The sequence below is a fragment of the Microbispora sp. H11081 genome, assembly GCF_012999535.1.
In the GTDB taxonomy this organism is placed as follows: Bacteria; Actinomycetota; Actinomycetes; order Streptosporangiales; family Streptosporangiaceae; genus Microbispora.
Genome location: NZ_JABBWV010000002.1, coordinates 335,483 through 348,939, shown reverse-complemented (window position 1 = coordinate 348,939; position 13,457 = coordinate 335,483). Strand labels below are relative to the sequence as shown.

Annotated in this window: 10 protein-coding genes; 5 read left to right on the top strand and 5 right to left on the bottom strand. The window is 73.3% G+C overall.

Annotated elements, in window-relative coordinates:
- Positions 1-327: 327 nt before the first annotated feature.
- Positions 328-1,044 carry a permease prefix domain 1-containing protein gene (locus HHX31_RS33560; protein WP_211589368.1) on the top strand — a complete coding sequence of 239 codons (717 nt, stop codon included), beginning with the start codon at positions 328-330 and terminating at the stop codon, positions 1,042-1,044.
- Here HHX31_RS33560 and HHX31_RS06730 read toward each other — a convergent pair.
- Complete coding sequence (locus tag HHX31_RS06730) at positions 1,004-1,327, bottom strand: helix-turn-helix transcriptional regulator (protein ID WP_169946150.1); 324 nt, start codon at positions 1,325-1,327, stop codon at positions 1,004-1,006. The genes HHX31_RS33560 and HHX31_RS06730 overlap by 41 nt on opposite strands.
- A 92-nt stretch (positions 1,328-1,419) precedes the next feature.
- Here HHX31_RS06730 and HHX31_RS06725 point away from each other — a divergent pair, with 92 nt between their 5' ends.
- The 4 genes from HHX31_RS06725 to cydC are packed head-to-tail and all read left to right on the top strand — an operon-like array spanning position 1,420 to position 6,763.
- Positions 1,420-2,607, top strand: a complete 1,188-nt coding sequence (locus tag HHX31_RS06725) for a cytochrome ubiquinol oxidase subunit I (protein WP_169946148.1) — start codon at positions 1,420-1,422, stop codon at positions 2,605-2,607.
- A gap of 13 nt (positions 2,608-2,620) precedes the next feature.
- On the top strand, positions 2,621-3,367 hold the full coding sequence (locus HHX31_RS06720; RefSeq protein WP_169946146.1) for a cytochrome d ubiquinol oxidase subunit II: 747 nt from the start codon (positions 2,621-2,623) through the stop codon (positions 3,365-3,367).
- 10 nt (positions 3,368-3,377) lie between these two features.
- Entirely contained in the window at positions 3,378-5,063 is a 1,686-nt protein-coding gene (gene cydD, locus HHX31_RS06715) for a thiol reductant ABC exporter subunit CydD (protein WP_169946144.1), read from the top strand.
- Positions 5,060-6,763, top strand: coding sequence for a thiol reductant ABC exporter subunit CydC (gene cydC / locus HHX31_RS06710; protein WP_249345670.1), 1,704 nt, complete (start codon positions 5,060-5,062; stop codon positions 6,761-6,763). The genes cydD and cydC overlap by 4 nt, the downstream gene beginning before the upstream one ends.
- 76 nt (positions 6,764-6,839) lie before the next feature.
- Here cydC and HHX31_RS06705 read toward each other — a convergent pair whose 3' ends face one another.
- From HHX31_RS06705 to lon, 4 genes are all read right to left on the bottom strand, one after another.
- A complete protein-coding gene (locus HHX31_RS06705) occupies positions 6,840-8,150 on the bottom strand; it encodes a S1C family serine protease (protein ID WP_169946142.1) in 1,311 nt (436 codons plus the stop codon).
- A 133-nt stretch (positions 8,151-8,283) separates the two neighbouring features.
- Positions 8,284-9,819, bottom strand: a complete 1,536-nt coding sequence (locus tag HHX31_RS06700; protein WP_169946140.1) for an acyl-CoA synthetase — start codon at positions 9,817-9,819, stop codon at positions 8,284-8,286.
- Between the two features lie 58 nt (positions 9,820-9,877).
- A complete protein-coding gene (locus HHX31_RS06695) occupies positions 9,878-11,017 on the bottom strand; it encodes a Fic family protein (protein ID WP_169946138.1) in 1,140 nt (379 codons plus the stop codon).
- Between the two features lie 73 nt (positions 11,018-11,090).
- The gene (gene lon / locus HHX31_RS06690) at positions 11,091-13,451 is read right to left on the bottom strand and encodes an endopeptidase La (protein WP_169946136.1); all 2,361 of its coding nucleotides are present in this window, start codon (positions 13,449-13,451) and stop codon (positions 11,091-11,093) included.
- Positions 13,452-13,457: the final 6 nt, after the last annotated feature.

Genomic DNA, 13,457 nt, shown 5'->3' with positions numbered 1-13,457 from the left:
GGGACAGGCCCATGTTTTGGGAGGCTGGACCGCACCCGAGAACAGGGTATCCGCGAATCCCTGTGCTGCCGGTACGGCCCTTTGCCGACCCCGGGGCGGCCACGGGCCCATTCCTTGCCATGCCACGACACCACTCCACGACACCACTCCACGACGACACCCCACAAGAACACCGCGCGGCGGCCCGTGGCGGCAGTGCCGTACGGCTCGCGCGGCGCGGGACCTTCGGCCCGGGTTCCCGGCCTTCCCCTGACACCGTCTCAGGGACCACCCTGATGCGCCCCCGGATCCTCCGGCCGTAGCCTTGCGGCGGAACGGGGAGGGGCGATGGCGAACGCGGGTCCGATCGACGAGCACGTCGCGTCGATGCGCCGTGCGCTGCGCGGGCCGCGCGGCGCCAGGCGCGACCTGCTGGCCGAGGCGCGCGACAGCCTGCTGGACGCCGCCGAGGTGTACGAGAGCGAGGGCCTGCCCCGGGCCGAGGCCGAGCGCCTGGCGGTCTCCGACTTCGGGACCGTGTCCGAGATCGCGCCGGGTTTCCAGGCGGAACTGGCGGTGAGCCAGGGCAGGCGGACGGCGGGGCTGCTGTTCCTCAGCGTGCCGCTCACCGCGTTCCTGTGGGCGGTGATCTGGCGGGTCTTCCCCGAAACACCGCGGATCGAGCAGGTCAAACCGGATTGGTTCGGGCTCCTGGCCAGGACGGTGGACCTGATCCAGCTCGGCGTGGGGGTCGTGGGCGGCCTCGCGCTGCTCGCACTCGGGCGCGGGTCGCGGCGCTTCCGCCGTCCCGCGCTGCTCACCCGGTGGCTCGGCGTGTTCGTGTGGGTCCAGACCCCGCTGGTCGGGGCGATGGGCCTGGCGCTGGCGGCGGCCGCGCAGGGCCCCGTGGGCTTCACCGGCTACCTGCCCGGGCTGGCGGTGGCCCTGTTCAGCTACGTGCTCTCGGCGGCGCAGCTGTACCACGCGACGCGCTGCCTGCGCTGCACCATGGCGGTGCCCGCGCTCAGCGCAGCGGATCGAGGACCCTCCCTATCGCGGTCGTGAACGACCGCCAGGCCGACCGCTCCCCCGCCAGCGCCTTGCGCCCGGCGTCGGTGAGGCGGTAGGTCCGCCGCCTGCGCCCGCCGTCGGAGGCCCATTCACCGGCGAGCAGCCCGGCCCGCTCCAGCCTGCGCAGCGCGGGGTAGACCGTGCCGGTCGGCACGTCCAGGGCGCCGCCGCTGCGCTCGCGCAGGGCCTCGATGATCGCGTAGCCGTGCAGCGGCTCGTGCTCCACCACGGAGAGCAGCAGGGCGTCCATATGGCCCCGGAGCGCGTCGGCGTTCACGGCCGCAGCCTATCCCGGTTCTTCACGCGCCCATTCTATATGTAGGCTGTCTACATGTAGGCAGTCTACTTATGGACGTCGAGGAGAGACCTATGGACGTCGTCGGCCTCGCCCGGCTGCAGTTCGCCGTGACAGGGAGCCTCCACTTCCTGTTCGTCGTGCTCACGCTGGGGCTGGCCCCGCTGGTGGCGATCATGCACACGCGGTACGCCATCGGCGGGAACCCCCTGCACGAGCGGATGACCCGCTTCTGGGGGCAGATCTATGTGATCAACTACGCGCTCGGCATCGTCACCGGGCTCGTGATGGAGTTCCAGTTCGGGCTGAGCTGGAGCGGGCTCTCGCGCTACGCGGGCGACGTGTTCGGCGCGCCGCTGGCCCTGGAAACACTGCTGGCCTTCTTCCTCGAGTCCACGTTCCTCGGCCTGTGGATCTTCGGCTGGCACCGGCTGCCGCGCGGGCTCCATGTGGCGTGCATCTGGGTGGTGACGCTGACGGCGTACGCCTCGGCGCTGTTCATCATGGTCGCCAACTCCTTCCTGCAGCACCCGGCGGGCGCGGCCGAGGAGGGCGGACGGCTCGTGCTGCGCGACTTCGGCTCGCTGTTCACCAACCCCTCCCTCGTCTTCGCGCTCCCCCACGTGGTGGGCGCCGGCCTGTGGGCCGGCGGGTTCGTCATGATGGGCGCCGCCGCCTACCACCTGTTCCGGCGAACCCCCGAGCGGGAGTTCTTCACCCGCTCCCTGCGCCTCGGCGTGCTGACCTCCCTCGCCGGGTCGCTGCTGACGGTCGGGTTCGGGTACGCCCAGTTCGGGCCGGTCGCGTCCGTCCAGCCGGGCAAGTTCGACGGGGCGGTCCCCGGCACCGCACTCGGACTGATGATCATGATCGGGCAGCTCGTCCAGTTCGCCGTGACGTTCGTGCTCGCGCCGCTGCTGATCCGCGACCTGCTGGCCCGCTGGCGCTGGCTGCACCCGCTCCTCATGGCCATGACCCCGCTGCCGTTTCTCGCGGCGATCGCCGGCTGGCTCGCCCGCGAGGCGGGCCGCCAGCCCTGGCTGGTGTACGGCAAGCTCTCCGTGGCCGACGCGCTCACCCCCGGGCTGACCCGCGCGGACATCACCGCCTCCTTCGTCGGTTTCGCGGGCGTGCTCGGGCTGCTCGCCCTCGTCGACTACGTCCTCATCGCCCGCGCCGTACGGCGCGGCCCCGGACAGGTCGCGCTCGGCGCCGCGGACCTTCCCGTCGCCGCCGAGCCCGCCCCCGCCCACTCGCTGTAGAGGACCCGCTCCCATGGACATCTTCTGGTTCCTGACGTTCGCCGTCCTGCTGGCCGGCTACTTCGCCCTGGAGGGCTTCGACATCGGGCTCGGCGTGCTGCTGCCCGTGCTGGGCCGCTCCCCCGCCGCCCGCGACCGCCTCGTCGGGGCGATGGCGCCGTTCGTGCTCGCCAACGAGGTGTGGCTGGTCGCCCTCGCCGGCGTGCTGTCCGGCGCGTTCCCCGCGAGCCAGCCGCTGAGCCGCGTCTATCCCCTCGTCGTCGCCCTGCTGCTGGCGTGGATCGTGCGCGACGCCGGGCTGTGGTTCCGCCGCAGGGCCGACGGCGCCGCCTGGCGGCTGTTCTGGGACGGCGCGCTGTGCGCGGGATCGGCGGGGCTGGCTCTCGCCTGGGGCGCGATCCTTGTGGCCGTCGCGCGCGGCCTGCGGCCGCTCGACGCGCCCGGCGTCGTCGCGGGCGCCGCGGGAGGCGTCGCGCTGCTCGCCCTGTTCGCCTGGCACGGCCGCACCTTCGCGGCCTGGCGCCTGCGGGAGGGCCCGCGCGCCGGCGGGCGGGCGCTGCTGCTGTCGGCCTGCGCCGCCGCCGCGCCCGCGGTCCTGGTCACGGCGGCCGCCGGCGCCCACCTGCTCGACGGCGCCGCCCCGGATCCGGCACTGACTGTGCTCAGTGTCATGGTGGTTCCGTTCGCCCCGATCCTCGTGGGCGCGCAAGTATGGGTGTGGCGCACATTCTCCAGGGGCGCCCTGCCGACGTTCTTCTGATTGGAGACCGTTGCACAAGGATCTCCTCCGGCTGGCCCGCGCCGAGCGGAGCGTCCGGCTGCACCTCGCCTGCTGCCTGGCGGCGGCGGTGGCGGCCGGGCTGCTCGTGCTCGTGCAGGCGGAGTTGCTGGCCGGGGTGCTCTCCGGCCGCTTCACGGTCGCCGCGCTGTTCCCCCTCGCGCTCGTCGTCGCCTCCCGCGGGCTGCTCGGCTCCGCGCAGGGCGTGCTCGCGGGCCGGGCGGCCACGGCGCTGAAGTCGGCTCTGCGGCGGCGGCTGCTCGGCCGGGTGGAGGCTCTGGGACCGGCGTACCGCTCGGGTGAGCTGGTGACCCTCACCGGCCGGGGGCTCGACGCGCTCGACCCGTACCTGACCGGCTATCTCCCGGCGGTCGCGGTGGCCGGGGTGGTGCCGATCGCGGTCGTCGTCCGGCTCTTCGTGGCCGACCTGGCGACCGCCGTGATCGTGGTGCTCACGCTGCCGCTGATCCCGATCTTCGGGGCCCTCGTCGGGTGGACCACCAGGGCCGTGACGGAACGCCAGTGGCGGGCCCTGTCCCGTCTCGGCGGCCACTTCCTCGACGTGGTGCGCGGCCTGCCGACGCTGCGGGCCTTCGGCCGGGCCCGCCACCAGGCGTCGGTGATCCGCGAGGTGGCCGAGGCCCACCGCGCCGCGACCATGCGCACACTGCGGGTGGCGTTCCTGTCGTCGCTGGTGCTCGAACTCGTCGCGTCGCTGTCGCTGGCGCTGGTCGCGGTGCCGGTCGGGCTGCGGCTGCTGTCGGGCTCTCTCGACCTGGGCACGGCGCTGCTAGTGCTGCTGCTTGCCCCGGAGGCGTACCTGCCGCTGCGCGCGATGGGCACCCGCTTCCACGCCGCCATGGAGGGCGTCGCCGCCGCCGACGAGGCGTTCGCGGTCATCGACTCCCCGGAGCGGCCGCGGGAGTCGCGTTCGCCGGCCCCAACGGCTCCGGCGGCGGCGAGCGGGCCGCCGCGGATCCGGCTGGAGGAGGTCACCGTGCGCTACCCGGGCCGCGAGGAGGCCGCGCTCGACCGCGTATCGCTCGTCATCGAGCCGGGCGAGCGGGTCGCGATCGTGGGCCCGAGCGGCGCGGGGAAGAGCACGCTGCTGCACCTGCTGCTCGGGTTCGTGGCCCCGACCGAGGGGCGGGTGCTCGTGGACGGGACGGATCTGGCCGGCCTCGACCTCGACGAATGGCGGCGGCGGCTGGCCTTCGTGCCGCAGCGCCCGCACCTGTTCGCGACCTCTGTCGCCGACAACATCGCGCTCGGCTCCGCGGCCACGCCCGAGGAGATCAGGGCCGCCGCCGAGGCGGCGCGGGTGGCGGAGTTCGCCGGCGCGCTGCCCAGGGGATACGACACCCCGCTGGGCGAGCGCGGCGCGAACCTGTCGGCGGGCCAGCGTCAGCGCGTCGCCCTGGCCAGGGCGTTCTGCCGCCCCGGCGCGCAGGCGCTGCTGCTGGACGAGCCCACCGCGCGGCTCGACGGCAGGAGCGAGGCGGCGATCGTGGCGGCCACCCGCAGGCTGGCCGAGGGCCGTACGGCGATCATCGTCGCGCACCGCCCCGCCATGATCGACCTGGCCGACCGGATCGTCCGCCTCGACGGCGGCGCCCTCGTCCCCGTGGGTCCCGCTCCCGCCTCCCCGGTTGCCACGCGGGGCGGTGAGGCCCGATGAGCCTGCCGCCGCTGTCCGTGACCGCCGGAATGGGCCGGCGGCTCGTGCTCGCCGCGCTCGCGGGCTCGGCCGCCGACCTCGCGGGCGTCGCACTCATCGCGTCCGCCGCCTGGCTGATCACGCGCGCCGCCGAGCAGCCGCCCCTGGCGGCGCTGTCGGTCGCCATCGTGGCCGTGCGGGCGTTCGCCACCACCCGCGGCGTGTTCCGGTACGGCGAGCGGCTGGCCGGGCACGACGTCGCGCTGCGCGCCCAGGCGGGCACCCGTGAGCGCCTCTACCGGGCGCTGATCCCCGCCGGGCCGCTGCCGCAGCGCGGCGCCGACCTGCTCAGCCGGATGGTGGACGACACCGACGCCGTGCAGGACCTGCTCGTCCGCTGTCTGCTGCCGGCCGCCGCCGCTCTGGTCACCGGCGTCACGGCCGTCGCCGTCACGGCCTTCCTGCTGCCCGCCGCCGCGTTCGCGCTCGCCGCCGGCCTGCTCGCCGCCGGGGTGCTGCTGCCCGTCGTCACGTCGGCGGCCGCCCGGCGCTGGTCCGCGCGGGTCGCCCCGGCCCGCGCCGACCTGGCCGCCCGGGTTGCCGACCTGGTCCACGGAGCGGCCGACCTCGCGGCGTACGGCGCGCGGGACCGGGCGCTGGCGGCGGCGATGGACGCCGACGGGCGGCTGGCCCGGCTGGAGCGGGGACAGGCTCGGATCAACGCCGCCGCGCTCGGCGCCGGGATGCTGACGCAGGGGCTGACCGTCGTCGCCGTGGTGCTGGTGGCCCAGGCCGCCGGTCTCGGCCGGGTCGCGACGGCCGTGGCCGCCCTGACCTCGCTGGTCGCCTTCGAGCCCGCGCTGCCCCTGGCCGCCGCGGGCGAGCGGTTCGCGGGGGTGCGCGCGGCGCTGCGCAGGCTCGGGGAGACCGCCGCCACTCCCCCTGCCGTCCGGGAGCCCGCGGACCCCGCGCCCCCGCCCGAGCCGCCGCTGACGGTCGAGGTCGAGGACCTCGTGGTGCGGCACGGCGACCGCGAGCCCGCGCTGAACGGCGTCAGCCTCACGCTGACCCCGGGCCGGCGGGTCGCGGTGGTGGGCCCGAGCGGCGCGGGCAAGAGCACGCTGCTGTCGGCGCTGATGCGGACCGTGGAGTTCGAGTCGGGCGCGATCCGGCTGAACGGCGCCGACGTGCGGCGCCTGTCCTCCGACGACGTGCGGGCGCTCGTGACCGGCCTCACCCAGGACCCGTACGTCTTCCAGGCCACGGTCGCCGACAACCTGCGCCTGGCCGGTCCTGACGCCTCCGCCGAGGAGCTCAGGGCCGCCGTACGGCGGGCGCGGCTGGACGCGTGGACCGAGCGCACCGGCTGGGACACGGTGCTCGGCGAGGACGGCCGGACGGTCTCCGGAGGCCAGCTCCAGCGGCTCGCGCTGGCGCGGGCCCTGCTGTACGACCCGCCCGTCCTGGTGCTGGACGAGCCGGCCGAGGCGCTCGACGAGGACACGGCCGACCTGCTGATGGCCGACCTGCTCGACGCCACCAGGGGCCGCACCACGCTGCTGGTCACCCATCGGCTGCACGGCCTCGAGCAGGTCGACGAGATCGTCGTTTTGGAGGGCGGCAGGGTCGCGCAGCGGGGCACCCACGCCGACCTCGTCGCCGTGCCCGGCTACTACCGGGACCTGTGGGAGTCGGAGGCGCTCACCCGCCACCTCGCGTGAGCGAGGTCGCCTCCCGGAACGCGAATCGCCGGCGGGCCGTCCCCCCGGGGGCCCGCCGGCGACGATCGCGCGGACGTCAGCTCGTGGCCGACTGCTCCGCGAGCGTGGTGGTGATGGTGCTCTCCTTGCCGTCACGGGTGAAGGTGACGGTCACCCTGTCGCCGGGGCGGGCACTGCGGATGGTGCCGACCAGCGTCTCCGCGCTGTCCACCAGCTTGTCGTTGATCTTGGTGATCAGGTCGCCCTCCCTGAGGCCGGCCTTCTCCGCCGGGCTGCCGGCCGTGATCGACCTGACCACCGCGCCGGACACGCCGGCCGAGCCGCCGACCGCGTCGGCGACGCTCACGCCGAAGAAGGCGTGGGTCGCCTTGCCCGTCTGGATGAGCTGGTCGGCCACGAGCTTCGCGGTGTTGATGGGGATCGCGAAGCCGACGCCGATGTTGCCGGAACTGGAGCCGGCGGTGGCGATCGCCGTGTTGATGCCGACGACCTCCCCAGAGGCGTTGACCAGCGCTCCGCCGGAGTTGCCGGGGTTGATCGCCGCGTCGGTCTGGATCACGCCGCCGATCGTCGTGGCCTGGCTCTGCTGCGGCTGCTGCTGCCCCATGCCCCAGGGGAACTGGGGCTGCTGCTCCTCCGGGCTCTCGGTGAGCGTGCGGTCGAGAGCGCTCACGATGCCGGAGGTGACCGATCCCGCCAGTCCCAGCGGGCTGCCGATGGCGAGGACCGAGTCGCCGACCTGGAGCTTGTCGCTGTCGCCGAGCGAGGCGGGGGTCAGGCCGGACACGCCCTGGGCCTGGATGACCGCGAGGTCCGTGGTGGGGTCGGTGCCCTTGATGATGGCGCTGGCGGTCTTGCCGTCGCTGAACTTCACGGTCACCGTGCCGCCGCCACCCGCGCCGACGCTCACCACGTGGTTGTTCGTCAGGATGAGACCGTCGGCCGACAGGATGACACCGGACCCCTCGCCGCCGGCCGTGGCGGTCTTCACCTCGATCGACACCACCGACGGCATGATCGCCTTGGCGACCGCCGCGATCGTGGTGCTGGAGGAGTTGGACACCCCCTTGACCACCGGGCTCGCGATCACCGTCTGCCCGCCGTTCACACTGTTCGCGATGAGAGCGCCGGCGGCCCCGCCGCCCAAGGCCACCGCCACCAGGGCCAGCCCCGCGCCGGCCTTCTGGCGGGCGGTCAGCGTGCCCTTCCGCGCCGGAGGCGGCGGAAACTGCGCGGTGTCATAAGGACCGTTTCCATAGGCGCCGTACGACTGGTATGCCCCCGTGTACTGCCCGTGCCGCGGCGGGGCGCTCCCGAACTGGCTCCAGCCGTTACCGGGGAGTACCTCGGTGTTCTCGTTGCCGGGAACGTGCTCAGGTGAGCTCATCGCCATCCCCCTCAATGGATTCGCCGGTGATCCCGGCTCTCCGCCGGTACAGGTAATACGATGGCGCATCGGCGATAAGGTCACGCTAAGCGATCAGCGGCAGGTCTTCCGAGCGCCCTACGCGTACCTTATGTCAGCCCGTCCGAGGCCAGTACTCGTCCCTGAGCAGGCGTTTGTAGAGCTTTCCCGTGGGGTGGCGGGGCAGCTCGTCCCGGAAGTCGACCGTTTTCGGGCACTTGTAGTGGGCCAGGCGGTCCCGGCAGTAGGCGATCAGCTCGGCCTCGAGCGCGGGACCGGCGTCGGCCGGGTCGGCCGGCTGCACCACGGCCTTCACCTGCTCGCCCATCTCGGGGTCCGGCACCCCGAAGACGGCCACGTCGGCCACCTTGGGATGCATCGCCAGCACGTTCTCCGCCTCCTGCGGGTAGATGTTCACGCCGCCGGAGATGATCATGTAGGAGCGCCGGTCGGTGAGGTAGAGGAACCCGTCCTCGTCCACGTACCCGATGTCCCCCAGCGTGGTCCAGCCACGTCCCAGGGGGTCCTGGACCGACGCGGTCTTCCCCGGGTCGCCGTGGTACTCGAACGCCGGCCCGTCGGAGAAGTAGACCGTGCCGTGCTCACCGGGCGGCAGTTCGTTGCCCTCCTCGTCGCAGACGTGGGTCACCCCGAGCAGCGGCCTGCCCACCGTGCCCTTGTGCGCGAGCCAGTCCTCCGGCCCTGCGTACAGGAAGCAGTTGCCCTCCGTGCCCGCGTAGTACTCGTGGACGATCGGGCCCCACCACGCCATCATCCGCTCCTTGACCTCGACCGGGCAGGGCGCGGCGGCGTGGACGGCGCAGCGCAGCGACGACAGGTCGTACCGCCCGCGCACCTCCTCCGGCAGCTTGAGCATCTTGATGAACATCGTGGGAACCCACTGCGCGTGGGTGACCCGGTGCCGCTCGATGAGCGCCAGCGCCTCCTCGGGGTCGAACCGCTCCATGACCACCACGGTCGCGCCCAGGCGCTGGAAGGACATGCTGTATCGCAGCGGGGCGGCGTGGTAGAGCGGCGCGGGCGACAGGTAGACGCTGTCGGCCTCTGGCGAGAACAGGAGCCGGATGAGCCGCACCAGGGCGCCGGGCGCCTCCAGCGGCGCCCGGCTGAGCGGCGGCTTGACCCCCTTGGGACGCCCGGTGGTGCCCGAGGAGTAGAGCATGTCGGCGCCCTGGCACTCGTCGTCGACCGGCGTCGCGGGCCATCCCGCCACCGCCTCCTCGTAGGAGGTGAAGCCCTCGGCGACGCCGTCGACCATGAGCCGTAGCTCCACCCCGGGCGTGGCGCCGGTGACGGCGCCCGCCACTCCGGCGAGCCTGGCCGAGGAGATGAAGACCCGCGCGCCGCAGTTGTCCACGATGTAGGCCAGCTCGTCGGCCTGCAGACGTGAGCTGATCGCGGTGTAGTACAGGCCGGAGCGGTGCGCCGCCCAGGCTATCACGAGGAAGAGCGGATGGTTCTCCAGCATGAACGCGATGTGGTCGCCGGGCTTCAGGCCCGCGGCCCGCAGCAGATGGGCGAGCCGGTTGGACTCCTCGTCGAGTTCGCGGAAGGTGACCACGCGGCCGGAGCCCGCCATGATCACCGCAGGCTTGTCCGGCGTCACCGCCGCGATCGCCCCAGGGTGCATGACCGAACGGTACTCGGTTCGGTGGCGATGTGGTAGGAGCGGATCACGGCGCGTCCGCTCAGCCCTCCGGCGTCCGGTAGGGGTCGCGCAGCGGCCCGGCACGTTCGGCGAACGCCGCCTTGATCTCCGTCATCTTCGGGCCCGGCGCGTAGAAACGGCCCTTCGTCTCGCCGTACGGCAGGAGCCACCCGGTGGCCGCGAGCTCGCGCAGGTCGCGGGCGGCCTGGCCCTGGCTCAGCCCTTCGTCGGCCTGGTACATGCCCCGGCGCAGCCGCCGGGAGACGAACACCTGGTAGAGCGCGGAGACCGTGCGCGGGTGCAGGCCCTGCGCCCAGATCCGCTCCTCCAGCAGCATCCACACCTCGCCCGCCTCCGCGAGCCTGCGCCCCACCCGCTGCGCCTGCATGTGGTGGCAGCGCAGCACGAACCGCACCCAGGAGAGGGTGTCCCCGTGCGGGCCCCACCGGCCGTTCTGCACCATCCGGAGCGCTTGGTAGTACTCGAGAGTGGTTTCCCCGATACCCAGCCACTCCTCGATCGAGGAGAACTCCGGCGTGGTGATCTGGTCGCGGCCGAGCACGAGCGTCTGCAGCGCCCGGGACATGCGGCCGTTCCCGTCCCGCCAGGGGTGGATCGCCACCAGATTGAAGTGCGCCATGGCGGCGCGCACGTAGCTGGGCGCGTCGAGGTCGCCCTCGTTGAGCCACTCCACGAGTTCCGCCAGCAGGCCGGGGACCTCCTCGTGGTCCGGGCCCTCGTAGACCACCTCGCCGGTGGCCGAGTTGCGCACGTAGATCCCGCCGGGCCGGACCGTCCCCGGGGTCTTGTCCATGTGGTGGCCGATCATCATGAAGTTCAGCGCGTGTAGCAGGCCGGCGTCGTAGCGGAAGGCCCGCGCCCGCGACAGGGCGCCGATGTAGGTGAGCGCCTGCCGGTAGCCGGCGATCTCGCGGGCCACGGCCGCCGGCGTCTCCAGCGGGTCCTCACCCGACATGATCGACTCGATGTCCTCGACGCTGGCGTAGTAGCCCTCGATGGAGTTGGACCCCTGGATCGCCCGCGCCTGCAACTGCCGCCGCAGCAGGCCGTCCCAGCGGTGGGCCTCGGCCAGCCGGTATTTCAGGTCGCGCCGCATCTCCTCGATCTCGGCGAGCACCTTCTCGTCCGCCGCCTCCAGCGCCGGTGTGCCGTACAACATGGAGTCATGACAGCATGGACGAATCATCCAGTCAACCGACTGGATGATTCGTCCATTTATGCGACTTGTAAGGTCAGGCGACCGTCTGCCGGGCGACCCTCGCCGGGGTGAGAGCCAGGTCGAGGACCTCGCGGACGTCGCCCACCGCGTGAACGGTGAGGTCGGCCAGCACCTCGGCCGGGACGTCGTCCAGGTCGGGCTCGTTGCGCGCCGGGATGAGCACGGTCGTGATCCCCGCCCGGTGGGCGGCGAGCAGCTTCTGCTTCACGCCGCCGATCGGCAGCACGCGCCCGGTGAGGGAGACCTCCCCGGTCATCGCCACGTCGGCGCGGACCGGCCGGCCCGACAGCAGCGACGCCAGGGCCGTGGTCATCGTGACACCGGCCGAGGGGCCGTCCTTGGGCACCGCGCCCGCGGGCACGTGGATGTGCACCGACCTGTCCTTGAGCGACCCGACCGGAAGCTCCAGCTCCGCGCCCCGCGACCGCAGGAACGACAGCGCGATCCGCGCCGACTCCTTCATCACGTCGCCGAGCTGGCCGGTCAGGGTCAGGCCCGTCGCCCCGGTCTCCGGGTCGGCCAGCGACGCCTCGACGTAGAGGACGTCACCGCCGGCGCCGGTCACCGCCAGGCCGGTCGCCACGCCCGGCACCGCCGTCCGCTGCCGCGCCTCCGGGAGGGACGACTCGGGCACATGACGCGGCCTGCCCAGGTAGGAGACCAGGTCGTCCGCTGACACCGCCACCGGGAGCGTCGCCTCGCCGAGCGCGACGTTCGCCGTCAGCTTGCGCAGGATCCGGGCGATGGCGCGTTCGAGGGAGCGGACCCCCGCCTCGCGGGTGTACTCGCCCGCCAGGCGGCGCAGCGCCGCGTCCTCCACCGTCACGTCGTCGGCGGTGAGACCGGCCTTCTCCAGGTTGCGCGGGAGCAGGTGGTCACGGGCGATCGCGACCTTCTCCTCCTCGGTGTAGCCGTCGAGCGTGACGATCTCCATGCGGTCCAGCAGCGGCCCCGGCACCTGCTCGAGCACGTTGGCCGTGGCGAGGAACAGCACGTCGCTCAGGTCGAGCTCGACCTCCAGGTAGTGGTCGCGGAACGTGTGGTTCTGCGCCGGGTCGAGCACCTCGAGCAGCGCCGCCGTCGGGTCGCCCCGGTAGTCGGCGCCCACCTTGTCGATCTCGTCGAGCAGCACGACCGGGTTCATCGAGCCCGCCTCGCGGATCGCCCGGACCACCCGGCCGGGCAGCGCGCCCACGTACGTGCGCCGGTGGCCGCGGATCTCCGCCTCGTCGCGGACGCCGCCGAGGGCGACCCGGACGAACTTGCGGCCCATGGCGCGGGCGACCGACTCGCCGAGCGAGGTCTTGCCGACTCCGGGAGGCCCGGCCAGCGCGAGCACGGCCCCGCTGCGGCGGCCGCCGACCACGCCGAGGCCCTTGTCGGCCCTGCGCTTGCGGACCGCGAGGTACTCCACGATGCGGTCCTTCACGTCGTCCAGGCCGGTGTGGTCGGCGTCGAGCACCGCGCGGGCCCCGGCGATGTCGTACTCGTCTGTCGTGTGGACGTTCCACGGCATGTCGAGCACGGTGTCGAGCCAGGTGCGGATCCAGCCGCTCTCCGGCGACTGGTCCGACGACCGCTCCAGCTTGGCGACCTCCTTGAGCGCGGCCTCCTTGACCTTCTCCGGCAGGTCGGCGGCCTCGATGCGGGCGCGGTAGTCCTCCTCCTCGTCCGAGGGGTCGCCGTTCAGCTCGGCGAGCTCCTTGCGGACGGCCGCGAGCTGCTGGCGGAGCAGGAACTCGCGCTGCTGCTTCTCCATGCCCTCCTGGACGTCCTTGCGGATGGTCTCCGCGACGTCCACCTCCGCGAGGTGGTCGCGCGCCCAGCCCACCAGCTTGTCGAGACGCTCGGCCGGGTCGGCGAGCTCCAGCAGCAGCAGCTTCTGCTGGGTGGTGAGCCAGGGCGCGTATCCGGAGCTGTCGGCGAGAACCGCCGGGTCCTTGATCTGGTTGACGGCGTCGACCACCTGCCAGGCGCCCCGCTGCTGCAGGATGGTGGTGGTCAGGGCCTTGTACTCCTTGGCGAGCTCCTCGGCCCTCGGCCCGGTGGCGACCCGCTCCAGCACGGTCGCCTCCACCCACAGGGCCGCGCCGGGACCGGTGGTGCCGGTGCCGACGCGCATGCGGTCGACCCCCCGGACGACGGCCGCGGGCTCCCCGCCCGGCAGCCTGCCGACGTGCTCCACGACCGCGCTCACCCCCACGGGGCCGTAGCGGCCGTCTATCCGTGGCACCAGCAGGACCGTGCTCTCGCCGTTGGCACGGGCGGCGTCGATGGCCGCGCGGACCTCGGACTCCGACAGGTCGAGGGGCACGACCATGCCGGGCAGGACGACCTCGTCGTCGAGCGGGAGGACAGGAAGGATCTGGGACATCAGCGC